This is a genomic window from Terrabacter carboxydivorans, assembly GCF_039532035.1.
Classification (GTDB): Bacteria; Actinomycetota; Actinomycetes; order Actinomycetales; family Dermatophilaceae; genus Terrabacter; species Terrabacter carboxydivorans.
Genome location: NZ_BAAARE010000023.1, coordinates 15612 through 36508, shown reverse-complemented (window position 1 = coordinate 36508; position 20897 = coordinate 15612). Strand labels below are relative to the sequence as shown.

Sequence of the window (20897 nt, the reverse complement as noted above, 5' to 3'; positions counted from 1 at the left end):
CGACCCCTCACTTGTCGACGTCCCCGACGACGAAGAACATCGAGCCCAGGATCGCGACCATGTCGGCGATGAGCTGGCCCGGCAGCATCTCGGACAGTACCGAGACGTTGTTGAACGACGCCGACCGCAGCTTGAGCCGCCACGGCGTCTTCTCCCCGCGCGAGACGAGGTAGTAGCCGTTGAATCCGAGGGGGTTCTCGGTGGCGCAGTAGATCTCGCCCTCGGGGACCTTGAGCACCTTGGGCAGCTTGACGTTGATCGGGCCCTGGGGCAGCTGCACGAGCCGGTCGAGGCAGGCCTGCGCGAGGTCGAGCGAGACGTGCACCTGCTCGAGCAGCACCTCGAGGCGCGCGAGGCAGTCGCCCGCCGTGCGCGTCACGACCCGGCCGGGACCCTTGTCGCCGAAGAGCTCGCCGTAGGCGAGGTAGGGCGCGTCGCGGCGCAGGTCGACGTCGAGGCCGCTGGCCCGCGCGATCGGCCCGGAGACGCCGTAGGACTCGACCGTCGAGAGCGGCAGCACCCCGACACCGCGGGTGCGCGCCTCGAGGATCTCGTTGCCGACGATGAGCCGCTCGAGGTCGGGAAGTCGCTTGCGCACGTTGGCGATCGCCTTGTCGACGCGCCCCATCCACCCGGCCGGGAGGTCCTCCTTGAGGCCGCCGACACGGTTGAACATGTAGTGCATGCGCCCGCCCGAGACCTCCTCCATGACCGCCTGGAGCTCCTCGCGCTCGCGGAACGCGTGGAAGACCGGCGTGATCGCGCCGAGCTCGAGGGGGTAGCTGCCGAGGAACATCAGGTGGTTGAGCACGCGGTTGAGCTCGGCCAGCGCGGTGCGCGCCCAGACGGCCCGCTCGGGCACCTCCATGCCGAGCATCTGCTCGACGCCGAGCACGACGCCGAGCTCGTTGGAGAAGGCGCTGAGCCAGTCGTGGCGGTTGGCGAGCACGATGATCTGGCGGTAGTCACGCACCTCGAAGAGCTTCTCGGCGCCGCGGTGCATGTAGCCCACGATCGGCTCGGCGCTGACGATCCGCTCGCCGTCGACGACGATGCGCAGCCGCAGGACGCCGTGCGTGGCCGGGTGCTGCGGGCCGATGTTGAGCACCATGTCGGCCGTCGCGAGCCCGCCCGCTCCGATGCCCACGGTGAGCTCGCGACCGTGACCGAGGTCGGCGCCGCTGGGGTGCGGGGTGCCCGTCGTGCTGCTCACGGAGTCGACCCTACGTGGCTCATGCGCCCGAGTATGCCGTGCCGCCCGTTCGGGACGTCACCTGGCGTGCCTCGTCGGGTGGGGTCGGCTCAGGCGCGGTCGGCCTGGCGGCCGCGCAGCACGAGGAAGCCGCCGATGCCGAGCAGCACCACGGTGCCGACGATGGTGAGCAGGATCGGCACGAGGAGCGAGCTCTGGCCGTCGTCGGCGCTCGAGACCGGCTTGACGTGCACGGTCGCGCCCGCCGCAGCCGTCGACCCGTCGAGCCCGATCGCCGCGTGGAACGAGAAGGTGCCCGTGACGGGGTGGCCGTCGTCGGACGTGATGCGGTACGACACGGTGTAGTCGCCGCCGGGTGAGTCGGGGGCGATGGCCTGGGTGACGTCGCGCCCCGTGATCGTCGGGGCCCCGGACGAGGCGGCGCCCTTCGGGCCGGTGACGACGACCTGGGCGCCGATGGTCAGCGGCGCCTCGGAGAAGGTGAGCACCACCGACTCCGGCAGCTTCGTGACGCTGGTGCCATCGGCGGGGTCGGTCCTCTCGAGCACGTCGTGGGCGAAGGCGGTCGTCGGCAGGGCGACGAGGAGTCCGAAGGCGAGCAGCGCTGAGGCGAGACGACGCATGCCGTTCAGGTTACGTCGTGGCTGCGGACCCGCTTCACCGCCCACCGGAAGCCCCCGAAGCCGTCGCGGTCGAGCAGTCGCGCCTCGGTGCTCGCCCGCTCAAGGCCCGCCAGGTAGGCGAGCGGGTCGGTGCTCGCCAGCGCGTGCGGCGGTGTGGTGCCCGACAGTCCGAGGGCCTGAAGGGCCTCGCGCTGGGTGCGCACCTCGTCCGCGTCGAGGGTGTCCATCGCGACGTGCGCCGTGAGGTCGCACGAGCCGTCGGGCACGGGGGTCGTGAGCCGGCCGTGTGCGTATGCCGTGAGCGTCCCCCTCGAGGGACGTGCGGCAGCCGTGTGGCCGTAGTCCACCGCGACGAGCGTGCCCGAGTCCACGCGCGAGACGAGGTCGGCCCAGGCCTCGTCCCGGCTGCGGCCGATCTCGATGCGGTCGCCGGGGGTGGCCGCGGGCCAGTGGCTCTCGGCCCACTGGAGGTCCTGGGCGTGGAGCGGGGCACCGAGCGACTCGGCGCCGGTCCCGGGTTCGACGAGGACCTCGCGCGCGGCGCCGGTGGCGTCGACCTCGGCCACGGTGCAGGGGACGACGTCGAGCCACTCGTGGGCGATGACGAGGACGTCACGGAGCCCGGTCAGCTGCGGCGGCAGGTCGGGTCCGCCGGGGGAGCGGACCCACTCGACACGGGGGTCCAGACCCTCGGGGCGCTCGACGACGTCGACGGCCACCACCCGCGTCCGAGGGGGGCCGTCCGGTCCCGGCTCGAGGGAACGCCTCGTCCCGGATGCGGCGTCATCGGCCGCGAGGGCCTGGGCAATGTGGGTCGCGAGCTCGCCCCGGCCGGCGCCGACGTCGACGACGACGCGGACCGGGTGGTCCGGCAGTGCCAGCAGCGCCCGAGCGAGCGCAGCCCCCGTGGGGCCGTGCGCAGCCGTCGTGAAGTGGGCGGCCGGTCCACCGCGGGCGACGTAGAAACCACGGCCCGCGGCATACAGCGCCTCGTGCCACGCCTCGCGCCAGGGAACGGGATCCACGACCGCCGACTGTAGGCGATAGCGTGCCGTGGGTGAGCACCCCGCACGAGCGTCCCGCGCGCTTCGACGTCGGCGTCGTGGGCGCCGGGCGGGTCGGAGCCGTCCTCGGAGCCGCCCTCGCCCGCGCCGGTCACGTCGTCACCGGCGTCTCGGCCGTCAGCGAGGCCAGCCTGGAACGGGCCGCCACGCTGCTGCCGGGAGTCCCGGTCAAACCGATCCCCGAGGTCGTCGCCGGCGCGCACCTCGTGGTGCTCGCCGTGCCCGACGACGCGCTCGCCGACCTCGTGGCGGGGCTCAGCGCGACCGGCACCTTCACCCCGGGCCAGCTCGTCCTGCACACCTCCGGCGCCCACGGCATCGCCGTGTTCGAGACCGCGGCCGCCAGCGACATCGTGCCGCTCGCGGTCCACCCGGCCATGACCTTCACCGGCACCGCGCTCGACCTCGAGCGGCTGCACGACTGCTGCTTCGGCGTGACGACCGTCGACCTCGCCCGTCCGCTCGCGGAGGCCCTCGTCATCGAGATGGGCGGCGACCCGGTGTGGATCGCCGAGGAGGACCGCGTCACCTACCACGCGGCGCTCGCCCACGGGTCGAACCACCTGGTCACCCTCGTCGCGCAGGCGATGCAGCTGCTCGGACAGGCCGGGGTCGAGGACCCGGCGCGCGTGCTCGAGCCGCTGCTCTCGGCCGCCCTGGCCAACACCCTGCAGCGGGGTGACGCAGCCCTCACCGGTCCGGTGGCCCGCGGCGATGCCGGTACCGTGGCCGGGCACGTCGCGCTGCTGCGCACGGTCGCCCCGGACATCCGGCCGACCTATCTCGCCCTGGCCCGCGCGACGGCGCAGCGTGCCCTGCTCAGCGGACGCCTCCGCGCCTCCGACGCCGACCCGCTGCTCGAGCTGCTCGCGCACGAGGAGGACCAACCGTGACCCACCCGACAGACACGACTGCCACGACTGTTACGACCGACACAGGTGCCACGCCTGCCGCCGCCGAGGCGAGCGGGGCGACCGGGGCGACCACTCCCCGGGAGGCGCCGGTCGTGGCGCGCACCCGCGAGGAGCTGCGCGAGGCGCGGTCGGCGCTCGACGACGGTGACGTCGCCGTCGTCATGACGATGGGCGCGCTCCACGACGGCCACGCCACGCTCATCCACCAGGCCCGCAAGGCCCACCAGCACGTCGTCGTGACGATCTTCCTCAACCCGCTCCAGTTCGGGCCCAAGGAGGACCTCTCGCGCTACCCGCGCACGTTCGACGCCGACCTCGAGATCTGCACCGCGGCGGGAGTCGACCTCGTCTTCGCACCGACGCCCGACGTCGTCTACCCCGAGGGGGACCCGGGCGTGCGCGTCTCGGCGGGCCCGCTGGGCGACGTGCTCGAGGGCCAGGCCCGCCCCGGCCACTTCGACGGCATGCTCACCGTCGTCGGCAAGCTCATGCACCTGACCCGGTGCAGCGCGGCCTACTTCGGGCAGAAGGACGCCCAGCAGCTGCTGCTCATCCGGCGCATGTGCCGTGACCTCGACTTCCCGGTGCGGGTCGTGTCGGTGCCGACCGTTCGCGAGCCCGACGGGCTGGCCATGTCGAGCCGCAACACTTACCTGACGGACTCCGACCGCGAGACCGCCCTGTGCCTGTCGGCTGCCCTGCGTGCCGGCGCCGCAGCCGCTCCGGAGGGACCGTCGGCGGTGCGACGGGCGGCCCGGGCCGTGCTCGTGCGTGAGCCGCTCGCGCTCGTGGACTACCTCGTGCTCGTCCACCCGGACACGCTCGAGGACGTGCCGGAGTGGTACCGCGGGGAGGCGTTGCTCGCCGTCGCCGGGCGAGTGGGTACGACCCGTCTGATCGACAACCTGCCCGTCCTCGTCGGCCCCGGCGGCGGCGCGCTGGAGACCTTCACCCAGCCCTGAGAGTCGCGGGATCCTCTCTCCCACAGAGCCGTTCGCGCTCTCCTATGCACCGAGGAAATGCATCGTGCAGCGTTTCATGCTCCACTCCAAGATCCACCGGGCGACGGTCACGCAGGCTGACCTGCACTACGTCGGGTCGCTGACGATCGACCGCGACCTGCTCGACGCAGCCGACCTGTGGCCCGGCCAGCAGGTCGACGTCGTCGACGTCGACAACGGCAACCGCCTCACGACCTACGCCATCGAGGGCGAGCGGGGCACGGGCATCGTCTGCATCAACGGCGCCGCCGCCCGGCTCATCTCGCCCGGTGACACGGTCATCATCATCGCCTACGCCGCGATGGACGATGCCGAGGCGCGCACCTTCGAGCCGCGGGTCGTCTTCGTCGACGACCACAACCGCGCGGTCGAGGTGGGGCACGATGCAGGTGACGTCCCCGACGGCTTCGGCCTGATGACCTCCGCGGTCACGGAGCGCCACCACGACTACCAGCACGACGACCAGCACGACCACCAGCACGAGACCCAGCGCGAGACCCAGCACCAGACCCAGGACTGAGAGGCCAGGCGTATGCCGCAGAGCGGGCTCCCCGACGTGACCGTCCCGAGGCGGCTGCGCGCTCCCGTGCCGGGCTGGACGGCGACGGCCGACGTCATCGTCGTCGGCTCCGGCATCGCCGGGCTCACGACGGCGCTGCGGCTGCGCCGCCGGGTCGACCGTGTGCTGCTCGTGACCAAGACGGTGCTCGACGAGGGCTCGACCGCCTGGGCCCAGGGCGGCATCGCCGCCGTCATGTCGCCGGAGGACAGCCCCGCGGAGCACATCCACGACACCCTCGTGGCCGGCGTCGGCCTCTGCGACGTCGATGCCGTCGAGGCGCTCGTGCGTGAGGGCACCGACGCGGTCTGGGACCTCATCGCCCTCGGGGCCGAGTTCGACCGCGGCGACACGGGCGGCCTGTCGCTGACCCGTGAGGGCGGTCACCACCGCGACCGCATCCTGCACGCCGGTGGCGACGCGACCGGGCGCGAGATCAGCCGCGCGCTCATCGCCGCGCTCGACCGGGTGCGCGACGACCCCGGCATCGAGGTCATCGAGCACGCGCTCGTGGTCGACCTGCTCACGGACGCCGACGAGCGCGTCTGCGGCGTGACGCTGCACGTCATCGGCGAGGGCCAGGTCGACGGCGTCGGCGCGGCCCACGCCCGTGCCGTCGTGCTCGCGACCGGCGGCCTCGGCCAGATCTACGCCTCCACGACCAACCCCTCGGTCGCCACCGGCGACGGCATGGCGGCTGCCCTGCGGGCCGGTGCAGTGCTCGCCGACCTCGAGTTCGTGCAGTTCCACCCGACGGTGCTATGGCTCGGCGAGGGGTCGCGCGGCCAGCAGCCGCTCATCTCCGAGGCGGTCCGCGGCGAGGGCGCCTTCCTCGTCGACGAGGCGGGGGAGCGCTTCATGCAGGGCCAGCACCCGCTCGCCGACCTCGCGCCCCGTGACGTCGTGGCCCGCGCCATCATCGCCCGGATGCGTGAGACCGGCACCGACCACGTCTACCTCGACTGCCGCCACCTCAGCGCCGAGTTCCTCGAGCAGCGCTTCCCCTCGATCGTGCGGCGGTGTCGCGAGCTCGGCTTCGACCCCGCCACGCAGCTGCTGCCCGTGGCACCGGCGCAGCACTACGCGAGCGGAGGGGTGCGCACCGACCTGCGTGGGCGTTCCTCGCTCGAGGGCCTCTACGCGTGCGGCGAGACCTCGTGCACCGGTGTCCACGGCGCCAACCGCCTCGCCTCCAACTCACTCCTCGAAGGGCTCGTCTTCGCCCGCCGCATCGCCGACGACCTCACCGCCCGCCTCGCCGCGGGGGAGCTGCCCGAGGCGACACCCGTCGCGCCCGAGGGGCGGCCCGAGCTCGTACGCGGCAAGCGCCGGCTCGACGTCCAGCGCGCCATGACCGCCGGGTCGGGCACGGTGCGCTCGGCGGCGTCGCTCGCCGCGACCGAGCAGACTCTGGCCGCGCTCGCGGCCCGGGCCGTCGAGGACGATGCCGACAAGCAGGGCGGTCCCAAGAGCTGGGAGACCACGAACCTGCTGCACCTCGGACGCGCGCTGACGTATGCCGCCGCGCTGCGTGACGAGACCCGTGGCGGTCACGTGCGCGAGGACTTCCCGACCAGGGACGACGCGCACTTCCTGCACCACGTGCACCTCCGCCGCTCGGGCGCCGGCGTGCTCGAGGCGACGGTCGTGCCCGTGCCGCTGTCGAACCTCGACGGCCTCGACCTCGACGGCTCGGTGTCGCTCGACGTCCTCGACGAGGACCGCGCCGACCCGAGCTCGGACCCCGCGGCGCACCCGGCGTCGACGGCGGGCGCGGCGGCACGGCATACGACATCAGGCGACCAGACGGAGGAGACACGGTGAGTGGCGACGGGCTGAGCGGCTTCCCGCAGGAGTGGGCGCGTGAGCTGGTCACGGTGGCGCTGCGCGAGGACCTCGGTCCCGACGGCGTCGACGTCACGACGCTCGCGACGATCCCCGCCGACCAGACGCGCACAGCCGAGATCGTCGCGCGCGCACCCGGCGTCGTGGCCGGAGTGCCGGTCGTCGAGCTCGTCCTCGCGGCCGTCGCGGAGCGCATCGGTGGCGTCGTGCCGACAGTCGAGGTCGTCAGCGACGACGGTGCCCGTCTCGAGCGCGGCGACGTCATCGCCCGGCTGACCGGGCCGACGCAGGTGATCCTCGTCGCCGAGCGCACCATCCTCAACATCATGAGCCGCCTCTCGGGCGTCGCCACGCACACGCGGCGCTGGGCCGACGCGCTCGAGGGCACCGGGGCCTGGGTGCTCGACACCCGCAAGACGACGCCGGGCCTGCGCTGGCTCGAGAAGTACGCCGTGCGGTGCGGTGGCGGCACCAACAAGCGCATGGGCCTCTACGACGTCGCCATGATCAAGGACAACCACAAGCTCGCGGCCGGGTCGGTGGCTGCGGCGTACGCCCTGGTGCGCGAGCGCTTCCCCGATGTCGACGTGCAGGTCGAGGTGACGACGCCCGCCGAGGCGCAGGAGGCCTACGACGCGGGCGCACGCTTCATCATGTGCGACAACATGTCCGTCGCCGTGCTGGCCGAGACCGTCGGGTTGCTCCGCGCCGCAGGCGAACCCGTCGAGATCGAGGCCACGGGCGGCCTCACGCTCGAGGTCGTCCGGGAGTATGCCGGCACCGGCGTCGACTACGTCTCCGTCGGTGGACTGACCCACAGCTCGCCCATCGTCGACATCGCCCTCGACCTCGTCGACTGACCCGTCGAAAGGCCACGTCCGGCCCCTCGCGAACCGTCGAGAGGCCACGAACGGCCCCGTGCCGACCGTCGAGGGGCCACGAGTGGCCTGTTCGCGTATGCCGTGACGCGCACCCCGCGCGTACTCTCGGCGATGAGGAGGGTGCCGTGGGCGTCGTCGACGAGCTGGTGCGGGCGAGAGCCGACTTCGAGCGCGGTGAGTGGTCAGCGGCCCTGGACCGGTGGGGTGCCGTCGCTGCCGACGCCCTGGCCCCCGACCTGGCCCCTGACGACCTCGAGTCGGCGGCCGCGACCGCGCACCTGCTCGGCCGCATCGGAGAGGGTGTGGACCTCTACCGCAGCGCCTTCGAGGCCCGGACGTCCGCGGGCGACACGGCAGGTGCGGCCCGCTGCGCGTTCCACCTGTCGATGATCGGCCGGACGAGCGGCGACCACTCCGCGGCCGCGGCGTGGCTGGCCCGCGGCGAACGCCTCGTCGGCGCCCTCCCCGACGGCAGCCTGGAGTCCGGCTACGTCGCCTTCGCGCGGATGTTCACGCACCTCGGCGCCGGGCGCTTCGGCGACGCGGCGGCGTGCGCGGTCGAGGCGACCGACGCCGGCCGACGTCACGGCGATCCCGGTCTGCTCGCCACCGGCCTGTGTGCGCAGGGGCGCATGGCCATCTACGGCGACCGGGTGCCAGACGGGCTGTCCTTCCTCGACGAGTCGATGCTGGAGGCGTCGAACCGTGCCGTGGAGCCGGTCATGCTCGGCCACGTCTACTGCACCGCGATCGAGGGCTGTCAGGAGGTTTCGGACCTGCGCCGGGTCGTCGAGTGGACCCAGCTGCTGCACCGGTGGTGCGTCGACCAGCCCGAGCTCGTCACCTTCACGGGTCAGTGCGCCCTCCACCGCGCTCAGGTCATGCGTGCCCGCGGGGCGTGGGAAACTGCGCTCGACGAGCTCGACGCGGCTGTCGAGCGGTATCGCAAGACCGGGGCGTCGGACGCGGTCGGCCAGGCCGAGTGCGAGCGCGGCGACCTGCTGCGGATGCGCGGCGACCTCGACGCGGCCGACGCGGCCTACCAGCGCAGCGCCGAGCACGGCTACGACCCGCAGCCGGGCTCGGCGCTCCTGTGGCTGGCACGGGGCCGCAGGGAGGCTGCGGTGGCCGCCGTGCGGCGGCTGCTCGCCGAGCCGGGGCCGGCAGTGCGCCGCAGCCGCGTCCTGCCGGCGGCCGTCGACGTGCTCCTCGCGGCGCACGACGTAGACGGGGCGCGCGAGGGCGCGCGCGAGCTCGATGCTCTCGCCGTGTCGTTCGGGTCCGAGGTGCTCGGGGCCGCGGCGGCGACCGCGTGGGGTCGGGTGCAGCTGGCGGCTTCCGACCCGGCCGGGGCGATGCCCTACCTCCGCAAGGCCCACCAGGCGTACGTCCGCCTCGAGCTGCCCTACGAGGGCGCGCTCGCGCAGGCGGCGGCGGGGCAGGCCGTGCTCGCGCTGGGAGACAGGGAGTCTGGCCTGCGGGCGCTCGCCTCGGCGCGTGCCGTGCTCGTCTCGGTCGGGGCCGTCCCGGACGTCGAGTCGCTCGACCGGCTCGTTACGCCCGGCGGACGCCCTGCGGGGCTCACCGAGCGCGAGGTCGAGGTGCTCGGCCTCGTCGCGCAGGGCCGCAGCAACGCCCAGATCGCGGCATCGCTCGTGCTGAGCGACCGCACGATCGCCCGGCACCTCAGCAACATCTTCGCCAAGCTCGGGGTCGGAAGCCGCACGGCCGCAGCGGCTTTCGCCTTCGAGCACGACCTGGTGCGGCGACGCGAACGATCCGCGGAGTGAGGCCTCAGGACGTCCCGACGCGGACGTCCGGCGACCCCGAGGGCGACGCCGACCGTGCGACCACGTGGTTCGCGACGTGTGCGGCGTCGCGACCGACGCCAGGCAGCACCATCGACGCGAACGCGTACTGGAACGCCAGCCCGCAGAAGAAGAGCCCGGGCACGTCGGTCGAGACGCCGCGGTACTCGCGCGGCCAGCCGTCGTCGCCGAGCACCGGCAGGTAGATCCAGTCGAAGCGCTGCTCGAAACCGGTGGCCCAGACGACGTTGGCGACCTCGACCACGGTGCCGTCGTCGAGGGTCGGCCGACCGTCGGTGACGCCGCTGACGCGCTGGGTGTGGCGCTCGACGCCTCGTGCCGCCAGGTCCGCGCGCTTGACCCGGAGCATGGGACCGCCGTGGTGGCGGATCTCTGCCATCATCCGGCGGCCCACGGGCGTGCGCCGGGTGAGGACGTGCCGCCACGCGAAGAGCAGGAACGGGAAGGCGACGTGGACCGCAGGGGTGTCCCAGCGAACCGGGATCTGACCACAGTCGCGACCGGCCAGGACGGTCTGCCGGCCCTCGGCCAGCTCGAACGCGATGTCGCACCCCGAGTGCGAGGCGCCCACGACGAGCACCGGTCCGTCCCGCAGCTGGCTCGGGCGGCGGTACTCGCTCGAGTGCAGCTGGAGGATCTCGGGGTCGAGGTCGGTCGCGAACGCCGGCACGTGGGGCGCGCGCCCGAAGGTGCCCGTCGCGAGGACGACGTTGCGGCACGCGATGTCACCGTGGTCCGTCGAGACGACGAAGCAGTCGCCCTCCGCGGCCGCGAGCCGTTCCACGCGCACGCCGAGCCGGACCGGCAGCCGGAAGCGGGCGGCATACGCCTGCAGGTAGGCGGCGACGTCGTCCTTGCCGGGGAACGACTTCGGGTCGCCGGGGAACGGCAGCCCGGGCAGCGAGTCGTGGCGGGCGGACGAGTAGAGCCTCAGCGAGTCGTACTGCTGGCGCCAGCCGTCACCGACGGCCTGGTTGCGCTCGAGCACCACGCACTCGTGGCCGCGGCTGACGAGCTCGCGCGCCGTGGCGAGGCCCGCTTGGCCTGCGCCGATGATGACGGTCTCGATGGTCTCCATGGTGTCCTCCCGTGGTCCGCTGCCTATGTCGTGCTGCAACGGTAGGAAGCCGGGAGGGGGCGCCGCGTCGGCCGGGATGCCCATCTGCGCCGGACCGGGGGTGGGTCGAAATGACCACGACGGGCCGCTCCGCGGGTTGCGGGTCGATCCGCGCGGCGCACCGGCCGGTCGGTGCAGCAACCCACGGAGGGGCCACGCACCCGCGGAGCGTCAGAAGCGGCGGTGCCAGAGGTTGACGGCGTAGTCGACGCCCGTGGCGTCCGGGTGCTCGGCGAGGATGAGGTCGGCGTGCTCGGGCGCGAACTCGATGGCGACGACGGCCTCGAAGTCCTCGCGCGAGTCGAAGTCCCAACGGATGTCGAGCTGCTCGCGCTCCCAGCCCTGCCGCTGCCAGAAGCGCTCGACGGCACGAGGGTCGTAGGACGGCAGCGCTCGCCGGAACCACCGCCCGAACGTCGACCGGGTCGCGTCGTTGTCGATGACGAACGCCGCACCACCGGGACGCATGACGCGGTCCAGCTCGGCGAGACCCGGCTCGCAACCGGGCCCGAAGAAGTACGACCACCTGGCGTGCGCCACGTCGAACGAGCCGTCGGGCACCCCGATCGCGGCGGCGCCGTCCTCGCGGACCGAGACGGACGGCATACCCGAGATGCGTTGCGCTGCAAGGGCGGCCAGCGGAGGGTGCGGCTCCACCCCGACGACCGACCGCGCGTCGGCAGCGAAGGACGGCAGGTGGTAGCCGGTGCCGCACCCGATGTCCACGACGTCACGGCCCGACCAGTCGAGCACGGCGCGCATCGCGTCCTCGATGACTTCGGCGCGGTCGACGCCGCGGTTCTCGACCTCGTAGACGTCGGGCGTCTCCCAGATGTTCGGGGAGGGGATGATCTCGCTCATCGTCGACTCACCTGTCCCGCTGTGCCTCGATGGTGGCCGGGTGCACGAGCAGCGGCAGGAGCTTGCGCACGCCTCGGGCGCGCACGGCCTTGACCTGCGCGAGGTGCGCCTCGGCCCGGATCGCCAGCTCGGCGTAGGCGAGCGGCCCCATGAGCTCGGTCAGCTCGGGCGCGTTGGAGCGGTAGACGGGCTCGCGCCCGACGTGCGCCTCGGAGTTGCCCGAGCAGTACCAGTCGAGGTCGTGGCCGCCGGGACCCCAGCCGCGCCGGTCGTACTCGGTGATCGTCACCTCGAGGTAGCTGGTGTCGTCGGGCAGCTCGACGGTGCGGAAGGTGCGGCGGATCGGCAGCTGCCAGCACACGTCGGGCTTGAGGGTGTGCGGCTCGACGCCCGTCAGGACGGCGTGCTGGTGGAGGGCGCAGCCGGCGCCGGCGGGGAAGCCGGGGCGGTTGAGGAAGATGCAGGCGCCGTCGACGACCTTCGTCTTGCGCGCGCCGTCCTCCTTCTCGGTCCAGTCGTCCTTGGTGCCCGTGGCGCGGCCGACGGGGTGGTACTGCCACTCGTCCTCGCCGAGCTCCTCGACGGCCTTCTCGACGCGCTTCCAGTCGTCCTTCTCGGTGAAGTGCGCGCCGAGGGTGCAGCAGCCGTCGTCGGGACGGCCGGCGTAGATGCCCTGGCAGCCGCTACCGAAGATGCACGTCCAGCTGCTCGTGAGCCACGTCAGGTCGCAGCGGTAGCGCTGGTTGGTGTCGGCGGGGTCGGTGAACTCGACCCACACGCGGGGGAGGTCCAGGGGTGCTTCAGCCACCGGCTCACCCTATGCCGCCGACCTTTCCGGTGCGCTGACGACGCCCACCTCGTGGGCACGTCGTCGTCCACGTCGTCGTCCACGTCGTTGTCGTCGTCATGGCCCGGGAGGCCTGCCTGCGTATGCCGTGTGCTTCCACCGGCGCCCACGCGGGCGTAGCGTGGCGGTGGCGTCCAGGTCGCCTCCGGTGCGCGGGAAGGGGTTCAGCCTCCCTGGTGCACGACAGCATGCGGTCCGACCTCCTTTCGGCCCGACCAGCGCACGCCGGGCACGACGAGAGGAGGCCGCCATGGCCCTGTCCCTGCCCGCCCACCCCGACCTCGAGCACCTGAGGCGTGATGCGCGCCGGCTGCAGCGCGAGGTGCGCGCCGGTGAGGTCGACGCCGTCGCCCTCGTGGCCCGGCACCATCCGCGCGGCGTGCCGGACGACCCGGGCTCGTTCGCCCTCGCGGGTGCCCAGCTCGTCGTGGCCCGGGCGCACGGCTTCCCGAGCTGGCCGAGGATGCTCGACTACCTGCGCTCGGCCAGGCCGCTCTGGCGCGACCCGGGCGCCCTCGACCCGGTGTCCGCCGATGCGGACGGTGGCGACGGTTCTGATGGCATGTCGATCGACGAGCTCGCCTCTGCCGCAGCCGCGCTCGCGTGCCTGACCTACACCGACCGTGACGATCCGGCGCGCTGGGCACGGGCCGCTGCGATCCTCGAACGCCGCCCGGAGCTCGCCGTCCAGGACGTGGCCGTCGCCGCTGCCACGGGGGACGTCGCGGCGCTGCGCCGTCACGTGGCGGGGGACGCGGGCGCGGCGACGCGCGAGACCGGTCCATTCCGCTGGCCGCCGCTGCTCTACCTCGTCTACTCGCGCGTGCCGCAGGTCGATGCAGTCGGTTCGGCACGGGTGCTGCTCGACGCGGGTGCCGACCCGGACAGCGGCTACCTCTGGCAGGGCCTGCCCACACCGTTCACGGCGCTGACCGGGGTGTTCGGCGAGGGCGAGCAGGGGCCAGGCCGCGAGCCCCGGCACCCGCAGTGGCGCGCGCTCGCCGAGCTGCTCCTCGAGCGTGGCGCCGACCCGAACGACCGGCAGGCGCTCTACAACCGGATGTTCAACCGGGACGACAGCCACCTCGAGCTCCTGCTCGAGCACGGGCTCGGCCGGCCGTCCTCCGAGATCTGGGAGCGCCGCACCGGCCAGGCCGCCGAGTCCCTCGAGGAGATGCTGGTCCGTCAGGTCGGGTGGGCGCGCGACCACGGCTTCGTCCACCGTCTCGAGCTGCTGGCGGTCCACGGGCTCCTTGCCGGACCGCCGTCCGGGCCCGAGCAGTCGGACATCCATCGCGCAGCGACCCCGGAGGCCGTCGCGGCGGCGGTCGCGGCTGGGGCCGGGGTCGACGAGCGACCGGACGGCCGCACGGCCCTGCACCAGGCGGCCTTCATGGACGACGTCGAGCTCGTCCGGGCGCTGCTCGCAGCCGGTGCCGACCCGGAGGCGCGCGACGACACGCACCGGACCCGGCCCCTCGAGTGGGCGCGGTGGGCTCATGCCCGGGCGGCCGAGCAGGTGCTCGCGGAGGTCACCGCCACAGACGGGTGACCTGTCATGCCGGCGTGGCCCGTGGGTGGTGGCGGTGGCGTCGCCGGACCGACGCCGAGGTCTCGACGAGGTGTCGACGCCGGCCCCGCCGAACACTCGGCCGACGCGCATCCGGTGGCGGGCGGCATACGGTGTCCCCATGACTGCGCACGACGTCGCGAGGACGCGAGGGCGTCGACCCGGTGGGGTGGACACGCGGGCTGCGATCGTCGACGCGGCCCGAAAGTCCTTTGCTGCCAGGGGATACGACAAGACGAGCATGCGTGGCGTCGCCCGTGAAGCCGGCGTCGACCCGGCGCTCGTGCACCACTACTTCGACGGCAAGGCGGCACTCTTCGCCGAGACGATGGCCGTGCCGGTCAACCCGGCCGAGCTCATCGAGCGCGTCCTCGAGGGCGGGACGGAGCGACTCGGCTGGCGGCTCGTCGAGACGTTCCTGACCGTGTGGGAGCCCCCCGAGCGGCGCGAGGCCCTGGTCGCCCTCGTGCGCTCGGCCATGACGAGCGAGGAGGCGGCGCGGATGCTGCGCGAGTTCCTCGGGCGCGAGGTCTTCGGGCGGCTCGCGTCCGCGGCGGGCGCCGAGGACGCGCAGCTGCGGGGCGCGCTTGCCGCCTCCCAGATGATCGGGGTCGTCATCGCGCGGTACGTCGTGCGGGTGCCCGGGCTGACCGACGCGAGTCGTGGTGAGCTCGTCGAGCGGCTGGGCCCGGTCCTTCAGGGCTATCTGGTGGACGGGCCGGTCCGACCGGAGTAGATTTCATCACATGATGAATAACAGTGGGCCGGCGGTCATCGTGAGCGGCCTGCAGGTCGTGCGCGGTCGGCACCGGGTCATCCCCGGCCTCGACCTCGAGATCCCCGGCGGCCAGGTCGTGGGGCTGCTCGGCCCCTCCGGCTCGGGCAAGTCGACGCTCATGCGCTGCATCGTCGGCGTGCAGGTCATCGAGTCCGGCACGGTCACCGTGCTCGGCCATCCGGCGGGCTCGCCCGTGCTGCGCGACCGCGTCGGCTACGTCACGCAGAGCCCCAGCGTCTACGCGGACCTCAGCGTGCGCGACAACGTCAGCTACTTCGGCCGCGCGATCGGGCTGCGGGGCAGTGAGCTGCGCGAGGCCGTCGACCGCACCCTCGCCGAGGTCGACCTGGAGGCGTTCGCCACGCAGCTCGTCCAGGACCTGTCGGGCGGCCAGGAGTCCCGTGTGTCGCTCGCCGCCGCCCTCGTCGGCCGGCCGAGCCTGCTCGTCCTCGACGAGCCGACCGTCGGCCTCGACCCGGTCCTGCGCCGCGACCTGTGGGACCTCTTCCGGCACCTCGCCGACCGCGGCCACTCGCTCGTCGTCTCGAGCCACGTCATGGACGAGGCCGCGCGGTGCGACCGGCTCGTGCTGCTGCGCGAGGGGCGCGTCCTCGCCGACCTCACCCCCGACGAGCTGCTGGCCCGCACCGGAGCCCCCGACGCCGACGCCGCCTTCCTTGCCCTCATCGACGCCGAGACCGCGAGGTCCGGCGGAAGGAGCGCATCGTGAACACCGGGCTCACCGTCGCCACCTCCGGGCGCGTGCTGCGCCAGGTGCGCACCGACCGTCGCACCATCGCCCTCATCATCGTCGTGCCGTGCGTGCTCCTCGGCCTGCTCGCGTGGATCTACGACGGCACCCGCGTCTTCGACGCCGTCGGACCTGCCCTGCTCGGCGTCTTCCCGATGGTCGTCATGTTCATCGTGACCTCGGTCGCGACCCTGCGCGAGCGCCAGTCCGGCACCCTCGAGCGCCTCCTGACGACGCCGATGGGCAAGGGCGACTTCATGATGGGGTATGCCGCCGCGTTCGGTGCGCTCTCCACCGTGCAGGCCCTGATCGCAACGGGATTCGCCGTATGGGTCTGTGGGCTCGACGTGGCCGGACCGCTGTGGCTGCTCGTGGTCGTCGCCGTCTTCGACGCCGTGCTCGGCACCGCCCTGGGGCTGCTCGCGAGTGGCTTCGCGCGCACTGAGTTCCAGGCGGTGCAGTTCATGCCGGCGTTCCTGCTGCCGCAGTTCCTGCTGTGCGGGCTGCTCGTCCCCAGGGACCAGATGCCCACCGTGCTCGAGTGGGTGAGCAACGTGCTGCCGCTGTCCTACGCCGTCGACGCGATGAAGGAGATCGCGACCAACGCCGACCCCGTCACCGCGGTCCTGGGCGACCTCGGCATCGTCGCGGCCTTCATCGCCGGCGCCCTCGCCCTCGCCTCGCTCACGTTGAGCCGCCGCTCCGCCTGACGGCATACGCCACTCGTCCCCGCGTCACCCGACCGAACGCTGCGTTCGGTGGCGAACTCAGTGCTCTAACAGTGAGTTCGCAACCGAACGCCGCGTTCGGTCAGTGAGCCGTGACTAGGGTTGGGGCATGCGCCTGGGCGTCATCGACATCGGCTCCAACACGGTCCACCTCCTCGTCGTCGACGCCCACCCCGGCGCGCAGCCCCTGCCGGCGTTCTCGCACAAGACCGAGCTGCGCCTGTCCGAGAGCCTCGAGGCCGACGGACGCGTCAGTGACGCGACGGCCGACCGCCTCGTCGCCTTCATCCACGAGTGCCTCGCGGTGGCCGAGGACCACGGCGTCGGTGACCTCTTCGCGTTCGCCACCTCCGCGCTGCGGGAGTCGCCCAACGGCGACGCCGTCATCCAGCGGGTGCGCGCCGAGACGGGCGTCGAGCTCGAGGCGCTGAGCGGCTCGGACGAGGCCCGCATGACCTTCCTCGCGGTGCGCCGCTGGTTCGGGTGGTCGAGCGGCCGGCTGCTCGTCGTCGACATCGGCGGCGGCTCCCTCGAGCTCGCCGCGGGTCTCGACGAGGAGCCCGACGTCGCGCTCAGCCTGCCGCTCGGTGCCGGACGGCTGACCCGTGAGCACCTCCACGACGATCCGCCCACCGAGGCCGCCGGCCGCGAGCTGCGGTCGCTGGTGCGCACCTCGCTGGCCGAGAGGGTGCGCCCGCTGCTGACGTCCGGACCGCCGGACCGCGCCGTCGGCACCTCCAAGACGATGCGGTCGCTGGCGCGGATCGCCGGTGCCGCACCGCGCGCCGAGGGCCCGTTCGTGCCGCGCACCCTGACGCGTGGCGACCTCCGTGGCATCGTCGCCCGTGTCGGACCTCTCGACTCGGCCGCGCGCTCGCACCTGCCGGGTGTCTCCGAGGGGCGGGCGCGCCAGCTGTATGCCGGTGCCCTCGTCGCCGAGGCCGCGCTCGACCTCCTCCAGGTCGAGCAGCTCGACATCTGCCCGTGGGCACTGCGCGAGGGCCTGATCCTGCGGCGCCTCGACCACCTCACGTCATGACGACGAGGAGCCCCGTCCGCACGCCCCGGACCGCGGGCGCCCAGTGGCCGTGGCGCACAATGGCCGCATGACCATCCGGGTCGGGCTCTCGACCGCCTCGCTCTACCCCGACAACGCGGCGACGGCCTTCGCGACCGCGGCCCGGCTCGGCTACGACGCGATCGAGGTCATGGTCTGGACCGACCCGGTGACGCAGGAGGCCGGTGCCCTTCGGGCGCTCTCGGAGCTGCACGGGCTGCCGATCGTCTCGGTGCACGCGCCCACCCTCCTGCTGACGCAGCGCGTCTGGGGCACCGACCCGTGGGGCAAGGTCGACCGCTCCATCGACCTCGCGCTCGAGGTCGGCGCGGGCACCGTCGTGCTGCACCCGCCGTTCCGTTGGCAGCGGGAGTATGCCGCGGGCTTCGTCGACGGGGTCGCGCTGCGTGAGCACGAGTCGGGGGTCAGGCTCGCGGTGGAGAACATGTACCCCTGGCGCACGGCCCGTCGTGACGTCATGGCCTACCTGCCGCACTGGGACCCGGTGGCCCAGCCCTACGACAACGTGACGCTGGACCTGTCGCACACGGCGACCGCCGGCTCGGACGCGCTCGCCATGGCGCGGGGACTCGGTGGCCGTCTGGCGCACCTGCACCTGGCCGACGGCCTGGGCTCCTTCCTCGACGAGCACCTCGTCCCGGGGCGTGGCGGGCAGCCCTGCGCGGCCGTGCTCGAGCACCTGGCGGACTCGGGCTGGACCGGCGAGGTGGTCGTAGAGGTCTCGACCCGCAAGGTCGGGCGGGAGCAGCGCGAGGTCGACCTCGCGGAGGCGCTGGCCTTCGCGCGGCTCGCCACCATGCCGACCCGCGGAGCCAGCCGCATCTGACCCGCCCCGAGCCGCGCCGCCCTTGCCCGCAACACACCGAGCACCAGCCGACCGCGCCGGCTACACCCGCAGCACTTGGTGGCTGCTCGGCGTGTTGCCGGGGCGGCGGGTCGGGGTCGGGGAGGTGGTGGTCAGGTGGGGGCGGGGGCAATTACCTGGTGGCGGTTTCGTGGTGGCGGTCAGGTGGCGGCGGGGCGCCAGCCGCGGGGTCGCACCGAGACCATGTCGACGCTCGCGTCCGGTCCGGCGTCGATGGCCAGGCGTGCGGCACGCACCACCGAGGTCACGTCGAGGTAGGAGCCGGCGTCGTACTCCGCGCCCTCGAACTCGACCAGCTCGCGCTGCATGTCGGTGTCGACCCGGCCGGGGTGCAGCGACGTCACGCGGACCCCGTGCTCCCGCTCCTCCTGGCGCAGCGAGTCGCTGAGGGCCCGGAGGGCGAACTTCGACGCGCTGTAGGCGCCGGACGCGGGCCCTGCGGTGAAGCCCGATCCCGAGTTCACCGTGATGACGAGGCCGTGGGCGGCGCGCAGCGCCGGCAGCAGGGCACGGGTCACGGCGGCCACGGCGACGACGTTGACGGTCATCGAGTCGGCCCAGTCCGCCACGGGAGCCTCGGCCACGGTGCCGTTGCGCAGCACGCCGGCCGAGTGGACCAGGACGTCGACGCGCGGCAGGCGAGGCACCAGTTCCTCGAGAGCCGTCGCCAGCGAGCCGCCGGGGGAGCAGTCGGCGAGGTCGGCGACGAGACCCTCGGCCGACGGCAGCGACGCGACGACCTCGTGCACCGACTCGCGGCTGCGTCCGCCGATGACGAGGCGGTGGGTGTCGGCGAGGTCGCGGGCGATGGCGAGCCCGATGCCGCGCGTGCCGCCGGTGACGACCGCCACCGGTCGTGTCTGTTCACTCATGCAGCCACCCTACGAGCCGCCCCCCGCCCCCTCGAGTGGCCTCCCCACCCCACGCGTCCCACTCTCGAGTGGCCTCCTCGTCCCACGCGTCCCACCCTCGAGGGCTCCACTGTGACGACGGGGCCACTCGACGGGGTTGAGGGGGCCGGCGGTGTGACGAAGGGGCCACTCGACGGGGGTGAGGGGGCCGGCGGTGTGACGACGGGGCCACTCGACGAAGGGGAGGGGACGGCATACGTGCTCGGGATGTTGTCAGGCGAGGCCGAGGGCCTGCGCCTCCTCCCAGAGGTCGTCTCGGACGCGCGGGTGGGCGCACTGCTCGATGATGTCGCGGCACTGGTCCTTCTCGCTGCGCCCCCAGAGCGGCGCGACACCGTGCTCGGTGACGATGGCGCTCTGCTGGAAGCTCGTGACGGGCTCGTCGAGCAGCGGCACGATCGTCGACACGTCCGCCTTGGGGTGCCACGAGCGCAGCGCGATGAACGACTGGCCGCCGGGGGAGTGCAGCGCGCCGACGATGAAGTCGGTCTGGCCGCCGAAGCCGGAGTGGATGCGGGCGTTGATCCGCGAGGCGTTCGCCTGGCCGAAGAGGTCGACCTCGAGCGCGGTGTTGACCGAGGTCATCTGCCGCTGGGACGCGATGAGGCCGGGGTCGTTCGTCTTCTCGGTGCGCATCATCCGCACGCGCGGGTTGCCGTCGAGCCACCGGTAGAGCTCGGCCGACCCGAAGCAGAACGAGGTGACCAGCGGCTGCTCGGGGTCGAGCGCGCCGGCCGCGTCGAGCGCGAGCACGCCGTCGGAGAACATCTCGGTCCACATCCGGATGCCACGGCGCGTCGTGAGCCCAGCGAGCGTCGCGTCCGGCACGGCGCCGATGCCGAGCTGCATGGTGGCGCCGTCGGCGACCATGGCCGCGACGCGCTCGCCGATCGCCTGGCTCTCGGGGTCGGGCGGGACGGCTGCGTGCGACGCCATGGGCGCGTCGACCTCGACCACGAGGTCGATGTGCTCGAGCGGCACCTCGGCGTCGCCGAACGTGTAGGGCATCTGCGGGTTGACGACGGCCACGACGAGCCCGCCGCGGGCGCGGCACGCCTCGAGCGCCGCGGGCAGCACGTTGACCTCCAGGCCCATGCTCACCTGGCCGTGCCGCGGCGGGGCGCAGTGCAGCAGCACCGCGTCGGGCGGCAGCGCGCGACCGAAGAGCAGCGGGACGAGCGAGAGGCGGGAGGGCACGTAGCTGAGGCGTGGGTGGCGACGCATGCCCGGGCCGACGAAGCACGTCTCGACGGTCACGCCCTCGCGCGTCGGCAGCCCGGCGGGCGCGTTGAGCGCGTGCAGCACGTAGGTCGCCTGGGCCTCGTCGAGCGCCCGCACCGCCTCCCACGGCACCGCCATGTTCCCGCTGACGACCACACGAGGGTTCTCGGGAAGTGTCCGCAGCCGCTGGGTGAGCTCATCGATCGTCGCCGTCCGCACGTCCTCATCCTCGCGCAGCAGG

General features: G+C 73.3%; 20 protein-coding genes. 12 read left to right on the top strand and 8 right to left on the bottom strand.

What is annotated here, in order from left to right; all coding sequences use genetic code 11:
* Positions 1-7 precede the first annotated feature (7 nt).
* From ABD297_RS20040 to ABD297_RS20030, 3 genes are all read right to left on the bottom strand, one after another.
* Entirely contained in the window at positions 8-1111 is a 1104-nt protein-coding gene (locus tag ABD297_RS20040) for an NADH-quinone oxidoreductase subunit D (RefSeq protein ID WP_344256902.1), read from the bottom strand.
* 191 nt (positions 1112-1302) lie between these two features.
* On the bottom strand, positions 1303-1836 hold the full coding sequence (locus ABD297_RS20035) for a copper resistance CopC family protein (protein ID WP_344256872.1): 534 nt from the start codon (positions 1834-1836) through the stop codon (positions 1303-1305).
* A 5-nt stretch (positions 1837-1841) separates the two neighbouring features.
* Positions 1842-2861: an SAM-dependent methyltransferase gene (locus ABD297_RS20030; RefSeq protein WP_344256871.1), complete on the bottom strand. Its 1020-nt coding sequence runs from the start codon at positions 2859-2861 to the stop codon at positions 1842-1844.
* Positions 2862-2884: 23 nt separating this feature from the next.
* Here ABD297_RS20030 and ABD297_RS20025 point away from each other — a divergent pair, with 23 nt between their 5' ends.
* The 6 genes from ABD297_RS20025 (at position 2885) to ABD297_RS20000 (ending at position 9890) form a co-directional block, all read left to right on the top strand.
* Positions 2885-3793 (top strand): Rossmann-like and DUF2520 domain-containing protein, encoded by a 909-nt coding sequence (locus ABD297_RS20025; protein ID WP_344256870.1) that lies wholly within the window; start codon positions 2885-2887, stop codon positions 3791-3793.
* On the top strand, positions 3790-4776 hold the full coding sequence (gene panC, locus ABD297_RS20020; protein WP_425581204.1) for a pantoate--beta-alanine ligase: 987 nt from the start codon (positions 3790-3792) through the stop codon (positions 4774-4776). Before ABD297_RS20025 ends, panC begins: the two co-directional genes overlap by 4 nt.
* Before the next feature lie 64 nt (positions 4777-4840).
* Positions 4841-5335, top strand: a complete 495-nt coding sequence (panD, locus tag ABD297_RS20015; protein WP_344256869.1) for an aspartate 1-decarboxylase — start codon at positions 4841-4843, stop codon at positions 5333-5335.
* Positions 5336-5347: 12 nt separating this feature from the next.
* Complete coding sequence (locus ABD297_RS20010) at positions 5348-7198, top strand: L-aspartate oxidase (RefSeq protein WP_344256868.1); 1851 nt, start codon at positions 5348-5350, stop codon at positions 7196-7198.
* The gene (gene nadC, locus ABD297_RS20005) at positions 7195-8079 is read left to right on the top strand and encodes a carboxylating nicotinate-nucleotide diphosphorylase (RefSeq protein ID WP_344256867.1); all 885 of its coding nucleotides are present in this window, start codon (positions 7195-7197) and stop codon (positions 8077-8079) included. Before ABD297_RS20010 ends, nadC begins: the two co-directional genes overlap by 4 nt.
* Positions 8080-8225: 146 nt before the next feature.
* Positions 8226-9890, top strand: a complete 1665-nt coding sequence (locus ABD297_RS20000; protein WP_344256866.1) for a LuxR C-terminal-related transcriptional regulator — start codon at positions 8226-8228, stop codon at positions 9888-9890.
* Between the two features lie 4 nt (positions 9891-9894).
* On the opposite strand, the gene ABD297_RS19995 is transcribed toward ABD297_RS20000, so the two are convergent.
* The 3 genes from ABD297_RS19995 to ABD297_RS19985 all read right to left on the bottom strand — a co-directional run bounded on the left by ABD297_RS19995 (position 9895) and on the right by ABD297_RS19985 (position 12715).
* Positions 9895-11007: a flavin-containing monooxygenase gene (locus ABD297_RS19995; protein ID WP_344256865.1), complete on the bottom strand. Its 1113-nt coding sequence runs from the start codon at positions 11005-11007 to the stop codon at positions 9895-9897.
* A gap of 210 nt (positions 11008-11217) precedes the next feature.
* Complete coding sequence (locus ABD297_RS19990; RefSeq protein WP_344256864.1) at positions 11218-11907, bottom strand: class I SAM-dependent methyltransferase; 690 nt, start codon at positions 11905-11907, stop codon at positions 11218-11220.
* Between the two features lie 7 nt (positions 11908-11914).
* Entirely contained in the window at positions 11915-12715 is an 801-nt protein-coding gene (locus ABD297_RS19985) for a DUF3109 family protein (protein ID WP_344256863.1), read from the bottom strand.
* A gap of 289 nt (positions 12716-13004) precedes the next feature.
* Here ABD297_RS19985 and ABD297_RS19980 point away from each other — a divergent pair, with 289 nt between their 5' ends.
* The 6 genes from ABD297_RS19980 to ABD297_RS19955 all read left to right on the top strand — a co-directional run bounded on the left by ABD297_RS19980 (position 13005) and on the right by ABD297_RS19955 (position 18485).
* On the top strand, positions 13005-14306 hold the full coding sequence (locus ABD297_RS19980) for an ankyrin repeat domain-containing protein (RefSeq protein ID WP_344256862.1): 1302 nt from the start codon (positions 13005-13007) through the stop codon (positions 14304-14306).
* Between the two features lie 139 nt (positions 14307-14445).
* The gene (locus ABD297_RS19975) at positions 14446-15060 is read left to right on the top strand and encodes a TetR/AcrR family transcriptional regulator (RefSeq protein ID WP_344256861.1); all 615 of its coding nucleotides are present in this window, start codon (positions 14446-14448) and stop codon (positions 15058-15060) included.
* A 10-nt stretch (positions 15061-15070) separates the two neighbouring features.
* Positions 15071-15832, top strand: coding sequence for an ABC transporter ATP-binding protein (locus ABD297_RS19970; protein ID WP_344256860.1), 762 nt, complete (start codon positions 15071-15073; stop codon positions 15830-15832).
* Positions 15829-16563, top strand: a complete 735-nt coding sequence (locus ABD297_RS19965) for an ABC transporter permease (protein ID WP_344256859.1) — start codon at positions 15829-15831, stop codon at positions 16561-16563. The genes ABD297_RS19970 and ABD297_RS19965 overlap by 4 nt, the downstream gene beginning before the upstream one ends.
* 127 nt (positions 16564-16690) lie before the next feature.
* Entirely contained in the window at positions 16691-17620 is a 930-nt protein-coding gene (locus ABD297_RS19960) for a Ppx/GppA phosphatase family protein (RefSeq protein ID WP_344256858.1), read from the top strand.
* A gap of 67 nt (positions 17621-17687) precedes the next feature.
* Complete coding sequence (locus ABD297_RS19955) at positions 17688-18485, top strand: sugar phosphate isomerase/epimerase family protein (RefSeq protein ID WP_344256857.1); 798 nt, start codon at positions 17688-17690, stop codon at positions 18483-18485.
* Between the two features lie 179 nt (positions 18486-18664).
* Here the strand turns inward: ABD297_RS19955 and ABD297_RS19950 are convergent, their stop codons facing one another.
* Complete coding sequence (locus ABD297_RS19950; protein WP_344256856.1) at positions 18665-19396, bottom strand: SDR family oxidoreductase; 732 nt, start codon at positions 19394-19396, stop codon at positions 18665-18667.
* Positions 19397-19648: 252 nt separating this feature from the next.
* Positions 19649-20875 carry an acetyl-CoA hydrolase/transferase family protein gene (locus tag ABD297_RS19945; RefSeq protein ID WP_344256855.1) on the bottom strand — a complete coding sequence of 409 codons (1227 nt, stop codon included), beginning with the start codon at positions 20873-20875 and terminating at the stop codon, positions 19649-19651.
* Between the last annotated feature and the right edge of the window lie 22 nt (positions 20876-20897).